The sequence below is a fragment of the Caballeronia sp. LZ008 genome (assembly GCF_031451435.1).
GTDB classification, from domain to species: domain Bacteria; phylum Pseudomonadota; class Gammaproteobacteria; order Burkholderiales; family Burkholderiaceae; genus Caballeronia; species Caballeronia zhejiangensis.
In genome coordinates, this window is the sequence record NZ_JARUXK010000002.1 from 137,429 (window position 1) to 156,879 (window position 19,451).

At 63.9% G+C, this 19,451-nt stretch carries 20 protein-coding genes; 6 read left to right on the forward strand and 14 right to left on the reverse strand.

Annotation, left to right across the window (positions count from 1 at the left end; all coding sequences use genetic code 11):
• Positions 1-24 precede the first annotated feature (24 nt).
• Positions 25-2,442 carry a glucose/quinate/shikimate family membrane-bound PQQ-dependent dehydrogenase gene (locus QCE49_RS14970; RefSeq protein ID WP_250458456.1) on the reverse strand — a complete coding sequence of 806 codons (2,418 nt, stop codon included), beginning with the start codon at positions 2,440-2,442 and terminating at the stop codon, positions 25-27.
• A gap of 58 nt (positions 2,443-2,500) precedes the next feature.
• Positions 2,501-2,917: a hypothetical protein gene (locus tag QCE49_RS14975; RefSeq protein ID WP_175982157.1), complete on the reverse strand. Its 417-nt coding sequence runs from the start codon at positions 2,915-2,917 to the stop codon at positions 2,501-2,503.
• 171 nt (positions 2,918-3,088) lie between these two features.
• Here QCE49_RS14975 and QCE49_RS14980 point away from each other — a divergent pair, with 171 nt between their 5' ends.
• A complete protein-coding gene (locus QCE49_RS14980; protein ID WP_061164684.1) occupies positions 3,089-3,433 on the forward strand; it encodes a YqjD family protein in 345 nt (114 codons plus the stop codon).
• A 34-nt stretch (positions 3,434-3,467) separates the two neighbouring features.
• A complete protein-coding gene (locus QCE49_RS14985) occupies positions 3,468-3,659 on the forward strand; it encodes a DUF2934 domain-containing protein (protein ID WP_008345682.1) in 192 nt (63 codons plus the stop codon).
• A gap of 25 nt (positions 3,660-3,684) precedes the next feature.
• Here QCE49_RS14985 and QCE49_RS14990 read toward each other — a convergent pair whose 3' ends face one another.
• The 8 genes from QCE49_RS14990 to QCE49_RS15025 form a co-directional block, all read right to left on the reverse strand.
• A complete protein-coding gene (locus QCE49_RS14990; protein ID WP_250458458.1) occupies positions 3,685-4,716 on the reverse strand; it encodes an SDR family oxidoreductase in 1,032 nt (343 codons plus the stop codon).
• 55 nt (positions 4,717-4,771) lie between these two features.
• Complete coding sequence (locus tag QCE49_RS14995) at positions 4,772-5,662, reverse strand: MBL fold metallo-hydrolase (protein ID WP_250458460.1); 891 nt, start codon at positions 5,660-5,662, stop codon at positions 4,772-4,774.
• Positions 5,663-5,670: 8 nt separating this feature from the next.
• Positions 5,671-6,528 (reverse strand): ammonia-dependent NAD(+) synthetase, encoded by an 858-nt coding sequence (nadE, locus tag QCE49_RS15000; protein WP_250458472.1) that lies wholly within the window; start codon positions 6,526-6,528, stop codon positions 5,671-5,673.
• Entirely contained in the window at positions 6,525-7,040 is a 516-nt protein-coding gene (locus QCE49_RS15005; protein ID WP_008345691.1) for a CinA family protein, read from the reverse strand. The genes nadE and QCE49_RS15005 overlap by 4 nt, the downstream gene beginning before the upstream one ends.
• A gap of 157 nt (positions 7,041-7,197) precedes the next feature.
• On the reverse strand, positions 7,198-7,419 hold the full coding sequence (locus QCE49_RS15010; protein ID WP_008345692.1) for a hypothetical protein: 222 nt from the start codon (positions 7,417-7,419) through the stop codon (positions 7,198-7,200).
• A gap of 24 nt (positions 7,420-7,443) precedes the next feature.
• Positions 7,444-7,941 (reverse strand): ferritin-like domain-containing protein, encoded by a 498-nt coding sequence (locus tag QCE49_RS15015; protein WP_008345694.1) that lies wholly within the window; start codon positions 7,939-7,941, stop codon positions 7,444-7,446.
• A gap of 128 nt (positions 7,942-8,069) precedes the next feature.
• Positions 8,070-9,032, reverse strand: a complete 963-nt coding sequence (locus QCE49_RS15020; protein ID WP_008345696.1) for an alpha/beta fold hydrolase — start codon at positions 9,030-9,032, stop codon at positions 8,070-8,072.
• A gap of 148 nt (positions 9,033-9,180) precedes the next feature.
• Positions 9,181-9,726, reverse strand: coding sequence for a DUF4142 domain-containing protein (locus QCE49_RS15025; protein WP_008345698.1), 546 nt, complete (start codon positions 9,724-9,726; stop codon positions 9,181-9,183).
• Between the two features lie 124 nt (positions 9,727-9,850).
• Between QCE49_RS15025 and QCE49_RS15030 the strand changes: the two genes are divergently transcribed.
• Entirely contained in the window at positions 9,851-10,072 is a 222-nt protein-coding gene (locus QCE49_RS15030) for a DUF2795 domain-containing protein (RefSeq protein WP_008345700.1), read from the forward strand.
• A gap of 32 nt (positions 10,073-10,104) precedes the next feature.
• Here the strand turns inward: QCE49_RS15030 and QCE49_RS15035 are convergent, their stop codons facing one another.
• Positions 10,105-11,271, reverse strand: coding sequence for a mandelate racemase/muconate lactonizing enzyme family protein (locus QCE49_RS15035; protein WP_309806129.1), 1,167 nt, complete (start codon positions 11,269-11,271; stop codon positions 10,105-10,107).
• Between the two features lie 118 nt (positions 11,272-11,389).
• On the opposite strand from QCE49_RS15035, the gene QCE49_RS15040 reads away from it, so the two are divergent.
• Positions 11,390-12,352, forward strand: a complete 963-nt coding sequence (locus QCE49_RS15040) for a LysR family transcriptional regulator (RefSeq protein ID WP_250458474.1) — start codon at positions 11,390-11,392, stop codon at positions 12,350-12,352.
• Between the two features lie 15 nt (positions 12,353-12,367).
• Here QCE49_RS15040 and QCE49_RS15045 read toward each other — a convergent pair whose 3' ends face one another.
• On the reverse strand, positions 12,368-13,402 hold the full coding sequence (locus QCE49_RS15045; protein WP_008345706.1) for a methyl-accepting chemotaxis protein: 1,035 nt from the start codon (positions 13,400-13,402) through the stop codon (positions 12,368-12,370).
• A gap of 352 nt (positions 13,403-13,754) precedes the next feature.
• Here QCE49_RS15045 and QCE49_RS15050 point away from each other — a divergent pair, with 352 nt between their 5' ends.
• Together QCE49_RS15050 and QCE49_RS15055 are read left to right on the forward strand one after the other, a co-directional pair.
• Positions 13,755-14,228, forward strand: coding sequence for a hypothetical protein (locus QCE49_RS15050; protein WP_250458476.1), 474 nt, complete (start codon positions 13,755-13,757; stop codon positions 14,226-14,228).
• A gap of 7 nt (positions 14,229-14,235) precedes the next feature.
• Positions 14,236-16,545, forward strand: a complete 2,310-nt coding sequence (locus tag QCE49_RS15055) for a M48 family metalloprotease (RefSeq protein WP_250458486.1) — start codon at positions 14,236-14,238, stop codon at positions 16,543-16,545.
• On the opposite strand, the gene scpA is transcribed toward QCE49_RS15055, so the two are convergent.
• Together scpA and QCE49_RS15065 are read right to left on the reverse strand one after the other, a co-directional pair.
• Positions 16,538-18,625, reverse strand: a complete 2,088-nt coding sequence (gene scpA, locus QCE49_RS15060) for a methylmalonyl-CoA mutase (RefSeq protein WP_250458495.1) — start codon at positions 18,623-18,625, stop codon at positions 16,538-16,540. The two genes, QCE49_RS15055 and scpA, sit on opposite strands and share 8 nt — an antisense overlap.
• On the reverse strand, positions 18,622-19,446 hold the full coding sequence (locus QCE49_RS15065; RefSeq protein ID WP_250458497.1) for a Pnap_2097 family protein: 825 nt from the start codon (positions 19,444-19,446) through the stop codon (positions 18,622-18,624). Before QCE49_RS15065 ends, scpA begins: the two co-directional genes overlap by 4 nt.
• Between the last annotated feature and the right edge of the window lie 5 nt (positions 19,447-19,451).

Sequence of the window (19,451 nt, forward strand, 5' to 3'; positions counted from 1 at the left end):
TCGATCAGGCGGGACGAGTCGCGGTCAATGCTTGTCCGGCAGCGCATACGCGATCACGTAATCGCCGAGCTTCGTCAGAAACGAGCCGTGACCGCCCGCCGCGATCAGCACGTACTGCTTGCCGTTCGCTTCGTAGGTCATCGGGGTGGCTTGGCCGCCGGCGGGCAAACGCGCTTCCCAGAGCTTTTCACCGGTGTCGGTGCTGAAGGCGCGCAGGTAATCGTCCTGCGTCGCGCCGATGAAGAAGACGTGCCCGGCGGTCGTCATCGGTCCGCCCAGCATCGGCATACCCATGCGGAACGGAACCGGAATCGGCGATGCATCGCGCGTCGTGCCGATGCGTTTCTTCCAGATCACCTTGTTCGTGTCGAGATCGAGCGCGGCGACATAACCCCACGCGGGTTGCTTGCAAGGCAGACGCAGCGGAGACAGGAAAGGATTCAGCTCCACGCCATACGGCACGCCGTATTGCGGCTGAATGCCGACTTCGGTGCCGGTGCCCGCCTGGCCCGCTTGCGGCGGATCGATCGGATTGCCGGGGCCGCGCGGCACGAGCTTCGAGACGAACGGCAGCGCGATCGGATTGGCGATTGCGATGCGTCGGTCCGTATCGACGGCGAGCCCGCCCCATTCGAACATGCCGAGATTGCCGGGGAACACGAGCGTGCCCTGCTCGGACGGCGGCGTGAACGGCCCTTCGTACTTCAGCCGATGAAAGATCACGCGGCACATGAGCTGGTCGTACATCGTCGCGCCCCACATGTCCGCGTCGGTCAGGTTCTTTGCGGGCCGGAAAGTGAGCTGCGAGAACGGTTGCGTCGGCGAGAGGCGATCGCCCTTCGCCGCGCCTTGCGGGACCGGCTGCTCGGGCGCGGGCACGATCGGCTTGCCGGTGCGACGGTCGAGCACGAAGATGTTGCCGGTCTTAGCCGGTGCGTAGATCGCCGGAACGATGTTGCCGCTCTGATCCCTGATATCCGCGATGGTCGGCTGCGCGGGCAGGTCCATGTCCCAGAGATCGTGATGCACGGTCTGATAGAACCACGCCAGCTTGCCCGTCGATGCGTTGAGCGCGAGCAGCCCGCTCGCATAGCGCTCCTGATCGGGCGTGCGGTTGCCGCCCCAGATATCGGGGGTCGTCACGCCCATCGGCAGATAGACGAGATCGAGCTTCGCATCGTAGGCAGCGGGCGCCCACGAGTTCGGCGAGTTCTGCGTGTAGCTATGTTGATCGTCGGGGATCGCGTTCGGGTCGTGCGCGCCGGGATCGAAGGCCCACAGCAGCTTGCCGGTGTTCACGTCGAAACCACGGATCACGCCCGACGGCTCGCGCGTGCCGTAGTTGTCCGTGACCGCGCCCGCGACGACGATCACTTTCGACGTGACGATCGGCGGCGACGTCGGCTCGTACTGGCCGGGCGTCTTGACCGGCTGCAGATGCTGAAGATCCAGCAAGCCGTTCGTCGCGAACTCGGGGCACGGCTTCCCGCTCGCGGCGTCGAGTTCGAAGAGACGCCCATCGTTGACGGGCAACACGATGCGGCGCGCGCACATCGGCAGATTCGTCGTGTTGCCGGCGGCGCGCGCCTGCTCGGCGGCGGGCGTCTCGTAGTACGACACGCCGCGGCAAGTCACGTGCTGGAAACTCGGATTGGGCTTGAGCTTCGGATCGAAGCGCCATTTCTCCTTGCCCGTGGCGCCATCGAGCGCGATCGCATTCTGATGCGGCGTGCAGAAGAAGAGCGTGCCGTCGATGGCGAGCGGCGTCACTTCATCGGTGATCTCGACCGGATCGTTCGGGCCTTTCATGTCGCCCGTGCGAAAGCGCCAGGCTTCCTTCAGTTCGTGCGCGTTGCCCGCGTTGATCTGCGCGAGTTGCGAATAGCGCGTGCCGGTCTGCGTATTGCCGTAAGCGCGCCAGTCGCCATCTTGCTGCGCGGGCGCAGTGGCGGCAGCCGACGGCGCCGCGCGCACCGTGCCGTCCAGCTCCTGCGGATCGTTGAACACCGCATATGCGAGCGCGATGCCCGACAGCACGATGGTCGCACCGAGCGCGAGTGCGCCGGACTGCCGGGGCCACGTAAAGATGCGCAGCACGAATGGCAGCACCATCCATATGCCGACGATGACAAGCACATCGAGACGCGGCGCGAGCGCCCAGAAGTCGAAGCCCGACTCGACGATCGCCCATATCAGTGTGCCGAGCAACAGCGCCGCGTAGAGCCACAGTGCGAGGCCGTTGGCGCGCCAGACGAGCCACGCGATCACGAGCATCGCCACGCCGGCGACCACGTAGTATGGCGAGCCGCCCACCGCGATCAGCCATCCGCCGCCGACGGCCATGTAAAGCCCCGACAGAACGAGAAAGACGATCGTGATCCACTTCGGCACGGACGAAGGCGAACGATGCCGCGCGGGCGGCGGCGAGGAGGATGTGTTCATTCGATGGAAGAAGGATGCGTTGCCGGCAACGCAGCAGTCGTCGTGCCTGTCGTTTGCTTTACTTGGGGACGTGGGCCACGACCGCGCCGGTCGCGTCGACGATTGCGGTCTCGCCCGATGCGCTCACCGATGCCGGCGGCTCGATCGATTCCGCGAGCACGAGTTTCGGCGCGCCCGCGTCCGGCTGCGATGACGTGGCGCCTATTGCATCGATGACATCGGCGGCTGTCGCGGCGATGATCGACAGCAGATCGCTTGCGTACGACAGGAACGCGACCGGCAATGCAGGCTGCGCTTCGCTGGCCTGCGGCGCGCCCCATTGAACGCGCACATCGGCGAGCGCGGATTGCATCGTCTTTTCGTTCAGTTCTCCGAGTTGCCGGAAACCGACCGCAAAACTGGAAGCGGCGCGCAAGCCCGTCTCGAGATTCGTGCGCGCGACGGAGAAGAAAGGCTGCATCAGAACAGGAAACATTTGTACGCTCCATTAGCGATGAAAGTCGGCGAATCAGGGAGCAACGGGTATGCCATACACGCGGGACTTTCGTTTCGTCAGGACGGCACGCCGATTGCGCCACGCACATGCGCGTCTCTCGACGCGCACCGCGACTTCATCGCATTCAAACGATTTCCAGTGGAGGCAAGCATGGCTGACAACGACCGCGCGCTCGAACCCGTCAACGCTATCAAGACCGAAAGAGCCGACAGCGCCTATGAATTCCCGACGAGCGACAACATGACATCCTCGAATGGAGACCACAGCAGCTTTCGCGAAGCATCGAAGTCATGGGATGCAGGCAACGATGCAACGTCGACGAGCAATCTGCGCTCCGATGCGAAGGCCCGGTTCGCCGACATGCAAGACGCGATGACCCGAAAGTACCGCGCCGCCGCCGATACGACCGACGACTTCGTGCACGAGAATCCGTGGAAGGCGATCACGATGGCCGCGCTGGTCGGCGTGGTCGTGGGCATGCTCGCCGCGCGCTGAGCATCGCTCGTTCGTTGAAAAGGAGGAAAGCATCATGGACGTCCCGGCTAGCGAAGAACAGATTCGGGCACTCGCTTATCGGCTTTGGGAAGAAGCGGGCGGCCCTGAAGGCCGCTCGGACGAGTTCTGGATCATCGCGCAGCAGCAACTGGCGACCGAGCCTGGCATGGGCGGCAACGAATTGCCGGGAGGCGAGCCCGCCGGCGCATCGCCGTCCTCTCGCTGATCTCGAAGATGACTCGACGACGCGCTTACTCGAACCTCGGTTTGCGCGTCGCCCGAAGATAGCGGCGGCCGGCGTCGAGCAGCAGCAAGGCGGCGACGCCCATCGCCACGCCGCGCATGCCGGGCGGATCGATGCGCGCATCGGTGTAAAGGCTTCGCTCGCGCACCTTGCCGTTGCGGCCCGACCGTTCGCGCAGACTGCCCGCCCCTTCATACAACGCGTCGCCTTCGCCATGAGGCTGCCGCGTGAGTTGCGCCTTCACGCCGACGAGACTGACCAGCCTGTCATACAGTCGCGGTGCGCGCTGGCCGAACGACGCCATCGCGCGCGACGCCCCACCGACATGGACATCGCGCTCGGGCACCTCGGCGCAATGCAATATCGCTTTAGCGACCACCTCGGGCGCATAGACCGGTTGCGGCAGCTTCGGCTCGTGCGTGAGATAGTTTCGCGCGTGCTCGACGAAGAGCGTGTCGATTCCCGCAGGCTTGATGAGCGTGACGGACACCGGCGCACGATCGTTTTCCAGCTCGATGCGCAACGCATCGGTATAGCCCTTCACCGCATGTTTCGACGCGACGTATGCCCCTTGCAGCGGAATGGCGACATCCGACAGTTCACTGCCGAGATTGATCAAAGCGCCGCCATGCTCGCGCAGATGCTTCAACGCACTGAGCGAGCCGTTCACGATGCCCCAGAAATTCGTATCGAAGACCTTGCGCTGGTCTTCGAGCGGGACGTCGGTACATCGGCCATAGAGCGATACGCCCGCATTGTTGATCCATGTATCGAAGCGCCCGAATCGCGCAATGGCCGCATCGGCTGCGGCCTGCAACTGTGCCGCGTCGCCCACGTCCGCAACGGCGTAAGCCGCTCGCTGGGTGTCACCGTGCGATAACTCGTCCGACAGCGCCTTGAGCGCCGCTTCGTCGCGCGCCACGAGCATGAGGCGCGCGCCGCGCTTCGCCGCCATTCTCGCGGTGACGAGACCGATACCGCTCGTCGCCCCCGTGATGACGATCACTTGTTCGCTGAGTGGTTTGAGCTGTACTCGCATGATGATCTCGCCGGTTATGGTTGGACCAAACCGGGAGAGCATGCGACATGCCGCGTTACGCCCACGAGCGCGCGGGCCGTATGAAAGCGTCGGCCGGAATGCCCGCCGATCGTCCGGCCATGCGCTCGAATTCGATCGGGTCGTGGCTGCAAAACACGTCGAGCTTGCCGCGCGAATCGACGCTGGCGCACAGCTCACGCAGCCTCGCCTGATTCCTTAGCCGCGCCGCGCGGTCCTTTTCCATCATCCATTGATAGAACGCCAGTCCCGGTGTACAGCGCGGATGTTCGAGATCCATCTCCGTATGAAAGAAATACGCGTCGGCCGCCAGCAGCAGCCAACCGTTTTCCTTGCGTACCGCGATGCCCGCATGACCGAAGGTGTGTCCTCTGAGCGGCACGAGTGCGATATCGTCCAACGAATGCGAGAGCGGCCGCACGCATTCGAAGCCATGCCAGCGGTCGCCGGCGGTGGCGTCGTGAAGTTGCCAGTTCGGCTGCGTCGACCATTGTTGAGGTCTGAAGCGCTGCCGATCGAGCCACGTCTGCTGACGCACCGCATAGTCGCGCTCGATGCGCAGCATATGCACCTTCGCGTGCGGGAAATCATCGAGGCCGCCCGCATGATCGAAGTCGAGATGACTGAGCACGATATGCCGCACGTCGCTGGCCGAAAAGCCCAGCCGTTCGATCTGGCGTAGCGCGGTCATCTCCTCGCGAAAGTCCGGCTTGAGCATCAGCAGGAAGAACGCCGACAGGCGGCTGCGCGGATCGGCGACATCGCGCAATCCGAAGCCTGTATCGATCAGAACGAGACCTTCGCCCGTTTCGACGAGCAGGCAATGGCACGTCAGTTCGCCCCGGCGCAGAAGGCCGGGCGTGCGGCCATCGAAGAGCTTGCCGCCGAGCGGACAGCTCGATATGCAGTTAAGGTGATGAACACGCACGCCATGCCTCAAGCAGAGCGGTCTTCGCGCGGCACTTCGACCGGCAGCGCGCGCTTGTGGCGCGTCGCCGTATAGAAGCGGCGAATGGTCAGCAGCACTTCTTCGCTGACTTCCTTGCCCTCCAGAAAGGTGTCGATGTCTTCATAGCTCACGCCATAGCTATCCTCGTCGGGGCGTTGCGGCGTAAGCGATTCGAGATCGGCTGTCGGCACTTTCATCACGAGGCGATCCACCGCGCCCATCGAACGCGCAAGCGCACGCACGCGGCGCTTGTTCAGACCCGACAAGGGCAGCACGTCCGCGCCGCCGTCGCCGAACTTCGTGAAGAATCCCATCAGCGATTCGGCCGCGTGATCGGTGCCGATGACGACGCCCACCCGCGCGCCCGCAACGGCGTATTGCGCGATCATGCGCTCGCGCGCCTTGATGTTGCCGAGCACGAAGTCTTCCTGGAAGTCGTCCGTGTACTGCGCGCCACCCTCTTTGAGCGCCGCGAGCATGGCGTCGGATGGGCCCTTGACGTTGACGGTCAGCGTTTCGTCCGGACGTATGAAATCGAGCGCGAGCCGGGCGTCTTCCTCATCGCGCTGCGTGCCATAGGGCAGTCTCAGCGCGACGAAGTGCGCGTCATAACCGCTCGCGCGAAGACGTTCGACGCTCAGTTGCGCGAGGCGCCCCGCCGTCGACGAATCCACGCCGCCGCTGATCCCCAGCACGTAAGTGCGAAGTCCCTGCGATGAGAGATAGCCGCAAAGAAAGTCGATGCGCCGCTCGCGCTCGGCTTCGACGTCGAAATCGCTCGCGACACCCAGTTCGCGAATCACGGCTGCCTGCCAGCTGCGCCAATCGGTAGCTTGCTCGTTCATCGTTTCTCCCTGACTCGCTGTGCGTGCTGCTGATCGAAGTAGTGTTCGATGCGCGATAGCGCATAAAGCGCCGCTTCGCGCCGGACATCGTTGCGTTCGCCTTCGAATTTCTTCGTCTCGCTGAAGGTGACGATGGTGCCATCGCGCGCACGATACGACCACGCGAAGCACTGCGTACCCGATGGCGGCCCGTCGGGCACCGCATCGGCGACGCCCGTATTCGATACCGCGATCTGCGCGCAACATGCTTCCTGCCGCAGCGCGCCCTCCGACATCTCGCGCGCGACGGCTTCGCTCGTCAGCCCATGCTGCTGCATGGTGTCCTCGCGCACGCCGAGGAAGCCCGCCTTGCCAGTCGGCGAGTACGTGACGAAGCCCACGTCGAGACAGCTTCCGCTGCCGGGCACCGACGACACCAGCGAGGCGATGAATCCGCCGGTACACGATTCGGCTGTCGCGAGCATGAGTCCGCGCGAGGTGAGGAATGACACGGCCTGACGGGGAATGTCCATGATTCGGCCTTCCGAAAGGTTCTGGTCTGTTGCGATGCTGTTAGCAGTTCGTATGCCACTGCGGGAGCCCGGCATGTCGTGTGACAGCCGCAAAGAAAACGACGCACGCCGAACCCTGTCGGCGTGCGTCGATGTCGCGCTTACGGCAAGGCGTCGATCAGGACCGGGCTTCCGTTCCTTTGAGATTTCCATGCTTGTGAGCATGCGTGGCGCCGTACTTCAGCTCGAAGTGCGCGCCTTTTCCGCTCCGGGTGGGCGGAAAGTGCTCGCCTTCCACGCAGGTCACTTCGAACGTGTCCTTGCCGTCATCGTGGACCACCGAGTAGATACCCGAGACCTTCACGATCTCGCCCGGCTTGTATGAATTGTCGCCTGCCATCTTCATCTCCAGAGTGAACGAATTTCAGCCCTTTTGCTGCACTTCCTCGGCGAGTTGCGTCTTCGCGAGCTGGGTCAGTTTCTCGTCCGTGGCCTTCTCTTCCTGCAAGGTATCGAGCAAAAGTTTCATCGCGTCCTCGTTGCCGAGTTGCTTCGCGAGCGTCGCCAGCGTGCCGTAGGTCGCGATCTCGTAGTGCTCGACCTTTTGCGCGGCGGCGATCAGCGCGGCGTCGCGGATCGGGCCCTGCTCGAAGGTTTCGATTTCGTCCTGCGCTTCCTCGACGAGACCTTCCATCGCCGCACATTTGATGCGCTTCAACTTGACGCCGAAGAGTTCGACCACCTGATCGATGCGCTCGATCTGCCCGTTCGTTTCCTCCAGATGCGTCTCGAACGCCTGCTTCAGTTGCCCGTTGGTCGTCGCCCGTGCGAGCTTCGGCAGCGCTCTCGTCAGTTGCTTCTCGGCGCTGTACACGTCGGAAAGTGCATGAATGAAAAGGTCCTGCAACGTTTTCGATGCCATGATGCCTCCGGTTCGGGATCGGGTTGATGGGACGCGCCGGCTCGACCGGCGCCCGCTTCTCTCCGCGCAATTCGCGTACCGTGCAATCTTGATCAGCTTGCCTAACGGTTCTGGATGCGCAGTCGCGGCTATTCGAGCGCCATCGTCTCGATGGCGTCGCCGATGCGGCCCGCGTCGTCGTAATGCACCATGTGCCCGAGGCCCGGCATGATCGAAAGCGCGCTTTGTGCGATGTCCTTGTAAAGACGGCCCGACTGCGAGTCCGTATCGACGATTGCGTCGTCGCTGCCGGCAAAAATGCGAACCGGCACGTCGATCTCGCCGTATCGCCCGGACATCGATGCCGCGGCCGGAATCATGCAAGCGGCGTCCTCTGCCGTCGCGCGCATCTGCGACGGGCGCAAGACCAGTTCGCGCGGTACATGGCCGTGAAAGGCATCGGGTACGGCGCGCGGCGCGAACATGGCCTGCACCGTGCGGCCGTACATCATGCGAGCGACGATCGGCGACACGGTGTAGCGCAGCACATCGCCGACGATCGGCATGGCCGCGGGCGCGCTGATCGCAACGTCCGCGCGCGCAGTGGGATAGTAGTAACCCGAGATCAGCGTGAGCCCGCGAATGTCCAGACGTGGTTCGAGCGCCATCGCCGCTGCGACGAGACTGCCGAGCGAATGACCGACGACCACCGCTTGCGTCAGTCCCAGCCTTTTAAGCGCAAGCTGGATCGACGTGGCCTGAGCCTGCGGCGTCCAGATGCGCGCGCGCGGCCGCTCGCTGTGCCCGAAGCCGGGACGATCGAAGGCGATTACGCGGTGACGCCGGGCGAGCCGCTCGAACAATCCGCTCGCCACGAAGTCTTGCGACGCGACCAGATTGCCATGCAGCAGGACGACGACCGGGCCTTCTCCTTCGTCGAGATAGTGGAGGCGCACGCCATCGACATCGATGAATTGGCCCGTGGGCGGAAAGTCGCGTTCCGCGCGCCGCGCTCGCATGGCCGTCCATGCGGCAAGACCGATCGACGCGACAGCCGCGCCGCCGGCTATCGCGCGGCGCGAGAGCAGGGATCCGGTTCGTGTATCTGACATGCGTTACCCGTTCGGTCTGATGAATCCGGCGAACCCGCGCTGCCTCGTAGACGCGCCAGCGAGCCCGCAAGAAAAAGCAGCCCCGCGTGGTTCCGCGCGGGGCTTCGTCCATCGCTTCGGCTTCGGTGCTCGAAACCGTCAGCCGGGCTTATTGCACGCCCTTCTTCGCGGCGAGATCCTGCGCCATCTTCAGGTGCTTCTGGATGGTCGGCAGCGCTTTCTGCGCCGCCTTCTTGAGGTCTGCGTTCTGGCCTTCCTGCGCTTCCTTCTGGAAAGCGGCGACGGCCTTCTGATGCCCTTCGACGCCGACCTTCTGAATGTACATGGTGTCGAATTCCTTGCCCTTGAGCGGCTTGAGCGCATCGATAACCGTCGTGTCCGAATTGTCCTTCGGCACTTCGACGCCATGCGGCGCCGCCATCTTCAGCTGCATCGTCAGCTTCGTATGGTCGATCATCATGTGATGCGCGAAGCTTTTCACGTCCTTGTCCTGCGACTGGCTGGTCGCCAGCTTGGCCGTGTCGATCTCGGTCGAGCTCGATTCGCTGGCGGCCTGTACGAAAGCCTTGTCCACCGCCGGCAGGTCGTTGGCCTGGGTGGTGCTCGCTGCCTGCGTCTGTGCCAGCACGGTGATAGGCGCCGCGCCGATGAAACCTGCCGCGACGAGTGTAACGAGAGCCGAATGTGCCTTCATGGAAGCCTCCTGAGTAAATGGTCGATTCGCGGCATATGTCAGCAATTGCGATGCCGTGCCCCGCGCTGGACAGGCACAACGGCTGCTGTCGAAGCCCATGATTCATCGATCAAGGGAGCGAATCATGGCAAGCAACTCATCCTCCGGCGGTTCCAACAGCGTGTTCATCGACATGCAGAAAGCCTTGAAGGGCGTCGACTATCCCGCCGACAAGCAGACGCTCGTCGAAACCGCGCGCAGCAACGGCGCAAGCGAAGACGTGATGTCCGCGCTCGATGCGTTGCCGGATCAGCAGTTTCAGACGCCCGCGGAGGTGTCGAAGGCAGTCGGTCAGGAAGAAGGCTGAGTCGGTAGACGGCGCGCGCAGCGCATTGCCGCTCAGGTAAGCAGCTTCTTCATCTCGACGATGAGATCGGACTTGCCTTCGAAGCCGATGCCCGGCAGGTCCGGCATCGTGATGTAGCCGTTCTCGACCTTGACGCCGTCGGGGAAGCCGCCGTATGGCTGGAACAGGTCCGGATACGACTCGTTGCCGCCGAGACCCAAGCCCGCCGCGATGTTCAGCGACATCTGATGGCCGCCGTGCGGGATGCATCGGCTCGGAGACCAGCCGTGCTCGCGCAGCATGTCGAGCGTGCGCAGATATTCGACGAGACCGTAACTCAGCGCGCAGTCGAACTGAAGCCAGTCGCGGTCGGCACGCATGCCGCCGTAACGGATGAGATTGCGAGCGTCCTGCATCGAGAACAGGTCTTCACCCGTCGCCATCGGATTGGCATAGTAGTTGCGCAGCGTGGCTTGCAGTTCGAAGTCGAGCGGGTCGCCCGGCTCTTCGTACCAGAAGAGGTCGTATTGCGAGAGCGCCTTCGCATAGCGAATGGCCGTGTCGAGGTCGAAGCGGCCGTTTGCATCGACTGCGAGCTTTTGGCCGTCCTGCAGCACGCTCAGGATGGAGTCGATACGGCGCAGGTCTTCATCGAGCGATGCTCCGCCGATCTTCTTCTTCACGACCGTATAACCCCGATCGATGTAGCTGCGCATCTCGTCCTTGAGCTTTTCGTGATCTTGGCCCGGATAGTAGTAACCGCCCGCCGCGTACACGAAAATCCTGCGGTCCGGCTCACCGTCGCCATAGCGGTCGGCGAGCAGTTGAAATAGCGGCTTGCCCTCGATTTTCGCGACCGCGTCCCAGATCGCCATGTCGATCGTGCCGATGGCGACCGAGCGTTCGCCATGACCGCCCGGCTTCTCGTTCGTGAACATCGTCGCCCAGATCTTGTGCGGGTCGAGATTGTCGCCTGCGTCGTTCATGAGCGAAGCGGGATCGGCTTCGAGGATGCGCGGAATGAAGCGCTCGCGCATCAGCGTGCCCTGGCCGTAGCGGCCGTTCGAGTTGAAGCCGTAGCCGACGACCGGCTCGCCATCGCGCATGACATCGGTGATGACGGCAACCACGCTCAACGTCATCTTGCTGAAGTCGATGTAGGCGTTGCGAATGGGTGAACTGATCGGTACAGGCTTCTCGCGGATTTCGACGATTCTCACGGCAATGTCTCCAGGGTCTTGGCAGGTATTGCAACCCGGCGGCTGCAACGTGGAACGTAGCTTACCCGCGACGAACGCTGCTAAACTGCACTTCCGTTCACATCATTATTCACATCTGGTGAATACCGAAACGCAGACCGCGACCGACTTCGAGTTCTTTATCCTGCTTGCGAAGCTCAGGAGTTTGTCGGGGGCGGCGCGTGCGCTCGATCTGTCTCCGCCCGCCGCGACCAAGCGGCTTGGCGTCATCGAGCAAAGGCTCGGCGTGCGCCTCGTCAACCGGACGACCCGCAGCGTCAGCCTCACGCCTGAAGGGGAAACGTATCTGCGCTACGCGACTCACATCGTCGGACAGGTGCGTGAGATGGAAGAGGCGTTATCGGTCGCGAGCCGCGATCCGCAAGGCCCGTTGCGCATCAATGCAACGCTCGGATTCGGCCGGACGACCATCGCCCCGATCGTTTCGGAATTCGCGAAGCGCTATCCGGGCGTCGAAGTCCAGTTCGAAGTATCGGACCGTCCTGTCGATCTGATCGAAGGCGCGTTCGATCTGGCGATACGCTTCGGCGATCTTCCGGACAGCCGGCTCAGTGCGCGGCGAATCATGAGCAACCGGCGGTTCTTATGCGCGTCGCCGAAATATCTCGAGAAATACGGCACGCCGGAGCGCGTCGAAGAACTGGCTCGGCATCGCTGCATCATTCATCGACAGAACGACGATGCCTACGGCGTGTGGCGCTATATCGTCAATGACCACATCGAGGCGATCAAGGTCAAGGGCGCGCTGTCGAGCAATGACGGCGATATCGTGCTTCGCTGGGCGCTCGACGGACACGGCATTCTGATCCGCTCGGAATGGGATCTCGCGAAGTACGTGCAAAGCGGAAGGCTCAATCTCGTGATGCCGAACACCGTGCTGCCCTCGGCCGATCTCTTCGTCTACTATCCGCGGCAGAAGAATCAGACTGCTCGGGCGCGCGCGTTCATCGATTTCCTGGTCAGCCGGTTTCAGGCGCCCTTCACGCCGGTCGATACAGGCAGCGAACTTCGCGAGCGCAAGAAGCGAAGTCCGCGCCGTTGAGCGACCGCCGATGTCTCATGCCGGCATCTGGCAGATGACGCCGTACCAGCCCAGACCGCGATAGGTCTCGTAACCGGGCGTCGCTGCAAACGATACGACTGCACCGCCGGCATCGCGGTAGAAGCCCGATTCCTTGCCGCCCGTCTGCAAGCGAAAGCGCTCGTTGAGGATGCCCTTGCCGTCCGACGCGGCGATCACCCGAAACGACGAATCCAGGATCAGACAGCGCGAGCGCGCCCACTCTTCGTTGCTCAGGCGAACGCCTTTGACGACGGTCTCGGCTTGAGGCGCCCAGTCGAAGAAGATGATGAGCGCTCCGAGCACGCGACCATCCGGCGCGCCGCCCTCGCGAATCGCCGTCGAATACGTCGCGACCTGTGCGTTGTCGAGCGGCGCGACTGTCTCGACATCCGAGGCCACGTACTGCGCGCCCGACGCCGTCTTCATTGCGGCCTTGTACCACTCCGCGCCCGCCACGTTCTGCCCGCGCACCGCGTAAGTCGAGTGACGTCCGTTCGCCACGACCACGCCGTTCGCATCGACGACCCAGAGATCCCGATAAACCGTGTAGCTATCCAGGATGACCTTGAGGCGGCTGCAGGCATGATCGCGCGCCGCCGCGCGCTCATCGGCGAGACATCCGACCAATGCCGAGTCCGTCGCCCACCAGCGCACGTCGCAGGAGCGCTCGTACAGGTTGCGGTCGATGATGTCGATCATGTTCAACGCAAGGTCCGTGTACCGCTGACCGTCGAGCGATCGCATCCGCTCGATCATGCTGTCGCCGAGTTCCGTGAGCGTCGCAAGCGATCCGGCAAGCTCTTTGTTGAGGCCGGCCGTGATGTCGGAGATGCGTGTCGATACATGCTTCACCTGCTTGGCGACGACAGCGAAGCCCTTGCCCGCATCGCCGGCGCGGGCAGCTTCGATCAGCGCGTTCAGTGCCAGGAAGGTGGTCTCGCGGTTGATATCGTTGATGTCGCTGATCTTGCCCGAGGCGAGGCGTTTGACTTCATGTGTCAGATCGACGATAGCTTGCGGATTGGACATGTGGCTTCTTCGTAGGGTCGGTTTTGTATCCCGATCAATGCAAGGTTCGCGCCTGTTGTCTGACGATTGAGTTTTTACGAAGCAAACGTTTGGGAAGTGACGCGTGCTTTCACCGAGCACCAGTGAAGCGAAAACATGCCCTGTTTTGAGTCGCGTCAGTCGCGCTAGTCGTGTTATCGGCGAACGGGCTTCAATCGTAAAAACAAACTGAAAGGCGGCGAAACGCGCGGTAGCGCACATTTCGTTCAGAAGTGTTGACCGCAACGGTTCAGAACCGGATGCGCTGCTTCGTCCTTAACGACGAACACTTTTCTTCCACACACGAAGACGCAGCCACGCGTTCAGACAACACATGGACTCGACCGCCGAACACGACCTGATCCGGGACTTGTCCCGCAATGTCCTGATGCAGCTCGCGCCGAACGAGCTGCCGCTTTTCGCGGCGGCGAGCGCGGCGTGGTTTGCCGATCCGGACGCCGCGATGAAGGCATCGAAAAATCGCGATGCCGCGCTCGGCTTTGGCGCCGAATCGTTCTCGATCCTCTTCACGCCGCTCGTGCTTCAAGTCGTGTCGGAAATCATGCCGATCCTCGGCGGCATCGCGCTCAAGGCGGCGGAAACGGCCATCGGCGAAGAAGTGTCCGCGCGCGTGCGGAAGATGTTCCGGGGCGAAGAACCCGAAGCCGTCGCGATCCTGAGCCCCGAACAGTTGGGCGAAGTCCATCGCCATGTGATCGCGGCCGGCTCGCGCCTGCGTCTCGATCGCGCACGAGCCGCGCACCTCGCCGATGCCGTCGTCGCGCAACTGGTCCTGCCGAAGAAGTGAGCGAATCGTGCTGCAATCCGTCACGACGAACACGCGCAGGCCGCGGCTCAATCCGTTGCCGTTTCCGTCCGACATCGCGCTGAGGTTCGATCTGCTGATCGTGCTTATCGTGTGCGTCAGCATCCAGTTCTATGGGCATTTCTGGGAAAGCCTGCACGTCGAGGCGACGGAAAAGCTCGTCGCGTGCGCGTCGGATATGTTCGCGGGCGTTTTCGATCCGCGATTACTGACTCGGGACGTGCTGTCCGCTTCGGAAATGCGTGTGCAGTTCGCACCGCAATTCGCGCATTGCATGGCGCTTCTGCGACCGCAAATGGCGTGGAAAGTCGCGGGAATCGTCGCGACGCTCGCGCTCGCCGGCGTCTTCTACTGGCGCTTTCCCGCGTGGAAGCTGAAGTCGCAGCGGCTCGTGCCGATCGCAAAGGACGATCCGCCCGGTCTTTTCGATGCCCTCATCGCCCTTTGCGGCGAAGCGCAGTTGAATCCGCCGCCCGCGTTCGTCTGGAATCCGCTCGCGACCGGCCTGCCGGTCACGTTCGGGCGTCGCCGCGACTATTACGTCGCGCTCTCCGGCGCGTTCGTCGCCAATTATTTCTACGCGGATCGCGCCGCCTTCCGCGCGATCGTCCTGCATGAACTGGCGCACATCCGTAACCGCGACATCGACAAGACGTTCATGACGATTGCCGCGTGTTTCGCGTTCGTCACCGTGAGCGTCGTGCCCTTGCTCGGCGTCACTCTGTTTGCCGGGCACGCGCTGCGCGACACCGCCTGGCTGCTCGCAAAGACCGGGCTGTGGAGCGCGCTCGTGCTGCTGTCGGGCGCGTCGGTGCTGCGCGTGAGGGAGTTTTACGCGGACGTGCAAGCGTCGCAATGGGACGGCTCGCCCGTTCACGTCGATCGTGTGCTCGCGCGGATGCGCGACGACAGCAACAAGCGCGCGCGCACGTTCCTGAGCCTGCATCCGCGCGGCGACGCGCGTCGCGCCGTGCTCGCCGACACCACGCCGCTCTTTCGCCTCGGCAAGTGGGATGCGCTCGGCATCGGCTTCGGCGCGGGCGTCGTCATCGAAACGATGAACGGTCTCGTGCTCGGCCTCGTGCCCGGCGAAGCGCAAGCGGCGGTCTTGCGCGTGACGATCATCGCGTCGGCGGTGGTGCCGCTCGCCGTGATGATCTTCGCGATCGGCGCGCTCACGACGGGCGTCTGGCGCGGCGCCTATGCAGCGGTGCTGAACGGCCGCGATCCGGTGAAGGGCACGGCGGCGGCGGGCGCCGTGTTCGCGCTCGGCTACTTCGTCAATCAGATGCTCCTCGGCGCGGGGCTGCTTTGGGGCGGCCCGGCCCAGCCGCGCATGACCGCCGACACGCTGACGACGGTGCTCGAAGTCCACGCGGTCGCGCTCGTGCTCGCGGCCATCGGATGCTGGATGATCTGCGACTGGATCGCGCGCTCGGCCGCCGCGTGGACTGGCGTCGCCGTGAGAAGCCGCTCGCCGCTTTTCGCGCTCAGGCTGACGAGCGCGGTTTCCATCGCGGGCGTCGCGGGGATGTTCGCGTGGGGCACGTTCGCGTCGATGTCGATCGTGACGCTCGGGCCGCATCAGACGTTCTATACGTCGCTCGTGATGGCCGCGCCGCCGGTGGTCATCGCGGCGTTCGGGTCGTGGCTTTTTCCGTGGGCATCGCGATGGTTCGGCCGCGCGCGCCGCGAGCTCGCGCCGTCGTCGTGGGTCTTTCTCGACGACGCATTCCGCTTGCGTCTTCCCGAGTTCAGACCGGGCCGCGCGCTGTCGACGGGCATCATCGCCGGGCTCGTCTTCTGTCTCTGGATCGAACTGTTGCGGTTTCGCCGCTTCCTTCCGCACGATGCCGAAAGCACGATCTACGCGACGTTCTCCGCGCTGCTGCACGTCGCGCAACGCGCGGGCGAAAGCGGCTTCGCGATCGTCATGCCGATCGCGCTGACGGCGGCGCTCGCGGCGCTGATCGCGGCGTCGCGTCGGGGCGCGTTCAACGCGCTCTACGGCGTGTGCGCCGGATCGATCGCGGGCGCGGTGATGAGCGTGGGCGGCCTCGTGACCATCGACCTCAACGCGCAATCGACGTTCGAGTCGAGCATGACGTCGGTGCTGCTGTACCTCGGCGTGGCGTCGCTGGCCGCCCTTCCCGCTTCGATGATCGGCGCGCTCGCCGGCAGATTGGGCAGGTCTTCGGACGGACATGACCGCTTGTCGATGGTTCGCAAAGCGGTCGTCGCCATGCTCGGGATCGTGGTCATCGCCGGATGGATCAAGTCGCTGAGCGACGTCATTTGAAGTCGGCCTGCGAAGTGACCAGGCGCGATTCGGAGCGCGCGTCCGGGCAGATCAACTTCACCAGCCGTTCTACGATCTCGTGCATCGTCGAACCTGGATTGAATATGTCGGCGACGCCTTTCTTTCGCAGCAAGAAGGCGTCTTCGTCGGGCACGATTCCGCCGACGACGAGCGGCGTATGCACGTCGCGCTCCGCAAGCTCGCGCAGCAATCGAGGCACGAGCGTGCCGTGCGCACCGGCAAGCGACGAGACGCCGATGACATCGTACGGCCGTTGCGCAGCGAGCTTCGCGGCCTGCGCCGGCGATGCGAACAATCCGGTAGCCGTCACATCGAAGCCTGCATCTTCCAGCGCGCACGCCACGACATTCGCGCCGCGATCGTGTCCGTCGAGTCCCAGTTTCGCGATCAACATGCGTGGCTTTCGGCCGAGCGTTTCGCCGAGTTGCGCAACGCGAGCGCACGCCGCGTGCCATGCGTCGTCATGGCGACATTCACCGTACACGCGTGTCGTATTCGCCGATGCCGGATCATGACGCGGCCATACGGCTTCGAGCGCGCGCGTGCATTCACCCACGGTCGCGCGGGCGCGCATGCAATCGATCGTCAGCGCGAGCAGATTGCCGGCATCGTCGCGTGCGGCGCGCGTCAATGCGGCGAGCGCGGCAAGCACGCGAGATTCGTCGCGCCGACGCAGCACGTCGGCGATTCTGTGCGACTGCTGCACGCGCACGCGTTCGCCATCGATCGCGAGACAGGCGGGCGCATCGTCGCCGGCATCGTCGGCAATAAACGCATTCGCGCCGACGATCGTCTGCGTTCCCGAATCGATGCGCGCCTGCGTCGCCGCCGCACGCTCCTGAATTCGCCGATGAACCCAGCCCGTGCGAATTGCTTCGAGCGCACCGCCGCGCGCCTCGATTTCGTCGACGATCTCGCGCGCTTGCGCGGCGACGCTCGCCGTCAGCGATTCCATCATGTACGAACCCGCCCACGGATCGACGACCTCGCACAGCCCCATCTCGTGCTGAAGAATCAATTGCGTGTCGCGTGCGAGCTGCGCAGCGGATGCCGATGGCAACGCAAGCGCTTCGTCATGTGCATTCGTGTGCAGCGATTGCGTGCCGCCGAACACTGCCGCCATCGCTTCGACGGTCGTGCGAACGATATTGTTTTGCGTGCGCGTCGCGCCGAGCGACCAGCCCGACGTCTGGCAATGCATCCGCAGCGCGCGACTCTTCGCCGACGTCGCGCCCTCTTCTTCGGCCATGCCCGACCAGATGAGTCGCGCCGCGCGCAGCTTCGCGATCTCCGCAAAGAAGTCCGCGCCGACGCCGAAGAAAAAGCTCAGTTGCTCGCAGACGGCATCCGCGTTCAGGCCGCGCGCGCGCAGCGCACGCACATACGCGCGGGCGTTGGCGAACGTCAGCCCCAGCTCCAGCGATGCATCCGCGCCCGCTTCCTGAAAGTGATAACCCGAAACGGACAGCGCCTTGAAGCGCGGCATCCGCTCGCTCAAAAACTGCACGACATCCGCGACGATTCGCATCGACGGTTCCGGCGGGAACACGCAGGTGTTGCGCACCATGAACTCCTTGAGGATGTCGTTCTGCACGGTGCCGGAGAGCGACGCCATCGCGATGCCGCGTTCCTCCGCCGCGACGATGTACGCCGCGAGCACCGGCAACACGGCGCCGTTCATCGTCATCGACACGGAGACGCGTTCGAGCGCGATGCCTTCGAAAAGACGCGCCATGTCGTCGACGGTATCGATGGCCACGCCCGCAAGACCGACATCGGCGCGCGCTTCATCGTCGGTCGAGTCGTAGCCGAGTTGCGTCGGCAGATCGAACGCGACGGACAAGCCCTGCGCGCCGCGATCGAGCGCCCGGCGAAACGCGAGGTTCGAATCGGCGGCATCGGCGTAACCGGCGTACTGGCGCAGGGTCCACGGTCTCGTCGTGTACATCGACGGATACGGTCCGCGCACGAACGGCGCGGCGCCGGGCATCGAGTCGAGATGCGCGAGACCTTCCAGATCGGCCGCCGTGTAAAGCGGCTTGCGCGGCACGCGGTTCATGCGCGTCTCCGTGTCTTGTGTGTCAGCACGTCGGCGATCTTCACGCCATCGCGCGTGCGCTCGATCTCGCACCAGTGCGCGATGCGCGCATCGTCGATCGACACGCGCCGAAACGTGGCCCGCAGCCCTTCGCCGACGTTGATGTTGCCGTGATAATGCAGCTCGCGCGACACGAGCGCGGGCAAGTCCGCGAGACGCCACGTTTGCCATTCCGCACGATCGACGAACGCCTGAAAGCTCGCGAAGTACAGAAAGTCGGCGCCGTTGAAGTCGCTGTACGGGCACGGCATAAACTCGACCGGCGCGCATTCGGCCTCGTAAAAAGCGATTCCGTCGATGCTCGCTCCTGCTTCACGCAGGCGCAGCTTGCGCGCCCTATCCTGCATGTCGGCGATGAGCGGATTCATCGGCGCGATCTCGCCTTTGAGGTTCGCAAAGCTCGCCCGCGCGACCGAGCGATTGTTGCGCGCTTCGGTGCGTCGCACGAAGGTGGACATCATCGACAACGCGGCAATCGTGCCGCCTTTGCCGCTTACGCGATGCTCGCTGAAGTGCCGCACCGGACCCACACGCGAAAGCTCGGTGCGTATGCAGAGCGCGTCGTTCTCGCGCACATCGTGCATGCCTTCGGCGCGCAGCCGGATCGACGTGAACGCGGCATACGCGCGGCCGCCTTCGTCGGAGATGAAGTCGCTCGCCGTTTCGCGTGCGAGCGCGTCCCAATGCCGGTCGCCGCACTCTTTCAGCAGCCAGTTCTCCGAGAGCCCCGCGCAATTGAGCTGCGGCATGCCGGCGCGATACGTATCGTCGTGACGAGGCATGAGCT

Bases quoted from the DNA above. Each gene is read 5' to 3' on its own strand.
- QCE49_RS14970 (WP_250458456.1), bottom strand. From the start codon at position 2,442: ATGAACACATCCTCCTCGCCGCCGCCCGCGCGGCATCGTTCGCCTTCG.
- QCE49_RS14975 (WP_175982157.1), bottom strand. From the start codon at position 2,917: ATGTTTCCTGTTCTGATGCAGCCTTTCTTCTCCGTCGCGCGCACGAAT.
- QCE49_RS14980 (WP_061164684.1), top strand. From the start codon at position 3,089: ATGGCTGACAACGACCGCGCGCTCGAACCCGTCAACGCTATCAAGACC.
- QCE49_RS14985 (WP_008345682.1), top strand. From the start codon at position 3,468: ATGGACGTCCCGGCTAGCGAAGAACAGATTCGGGCACTCGCTTATCGG.
- QCE49_RS14990 (WP_250458458.1), bottom strand. From the start codon at position 4,716: ATGCGAGTACAGCTCAAACCACTCAGCGAACAAGTGATCGTCATCACG.
- nadE (WP_250458472.1), bottom strand. From the start codon at position 6,528: ATGAACGAGCAAGCTACCGATTGGCGCAGCTGGCAGGCAGCCGTGATT.
- QCE49_RS15005 (WP_008345691.1), bottom strand. From the start codon at position 7,040: ATGGACATTCCCCGTCAGGCCGTGTCATTCCTCACCTCGCGCGGACTC.
- QCE49_RS15010 (WP_008345692.1), bottom strand. From the start codon at position 7,419: ATGGCAGGCGACAATTCATACAAGCCGGGCGAGATCGTGAAGGTCTCG.
- QCE49_RS15015 (WP_008345694.1), bottom strand. From the start codon at position 7,941: ATGGCATCGAAAACGTTGCAGGACCTTTTCATTCATGCACTTTCCGAC.
- QCE49_RS15020 (WP_008345696.1), bottom strand. From the start codon at position 9,032: ATGTCAGATACACGAACCGGATCCCTGCTCTCGCGCCGCGCGATAGCC.
- QCE49_RS15025 (WP_008345698.1), bottom strand. From the start codon at position 9,726: ATGAAGGCACATTCGGCTCTCGTTACACTCGTCGCGGCAGGTTTCATC.
- QCE49_RS15030 (WP_008345700.1), top strand. From the start codon at position 9,851: ATGGCAAGCAACTCATCCTCCGGCGGTTCCAACAGCGTGTTCATCGAC.
- QCE49_RS15045 (WP_008345706.1), bottom strand. From the start codon at position 13,402: ATGTCCAATCCGCAAGCTATCGTCGATCTGACACATGAAGTCAAACGC.
- QCE49_RS15050 (WP_250458476.1), top strand. From the start codon at position 13,755: ATGGACTCGACCGCCGAACACGACCTGATCCGGGACTTGTCCCGCAAT.
- scpA (WP_250458495.1), bottom strand. From the start codon at position 18,625: ATGAACCGCGTGCCGCGCAAGCCGCTTTACACGGCGGCCGATCTGGAA.
- QCE49_RS15065 (WP_250458497.1), bottom strand. From the start codon at position 19,446: ATGCCTCGTCACGACGATACGTATCGCGCCGGCATGCCGCAGCTCAAT.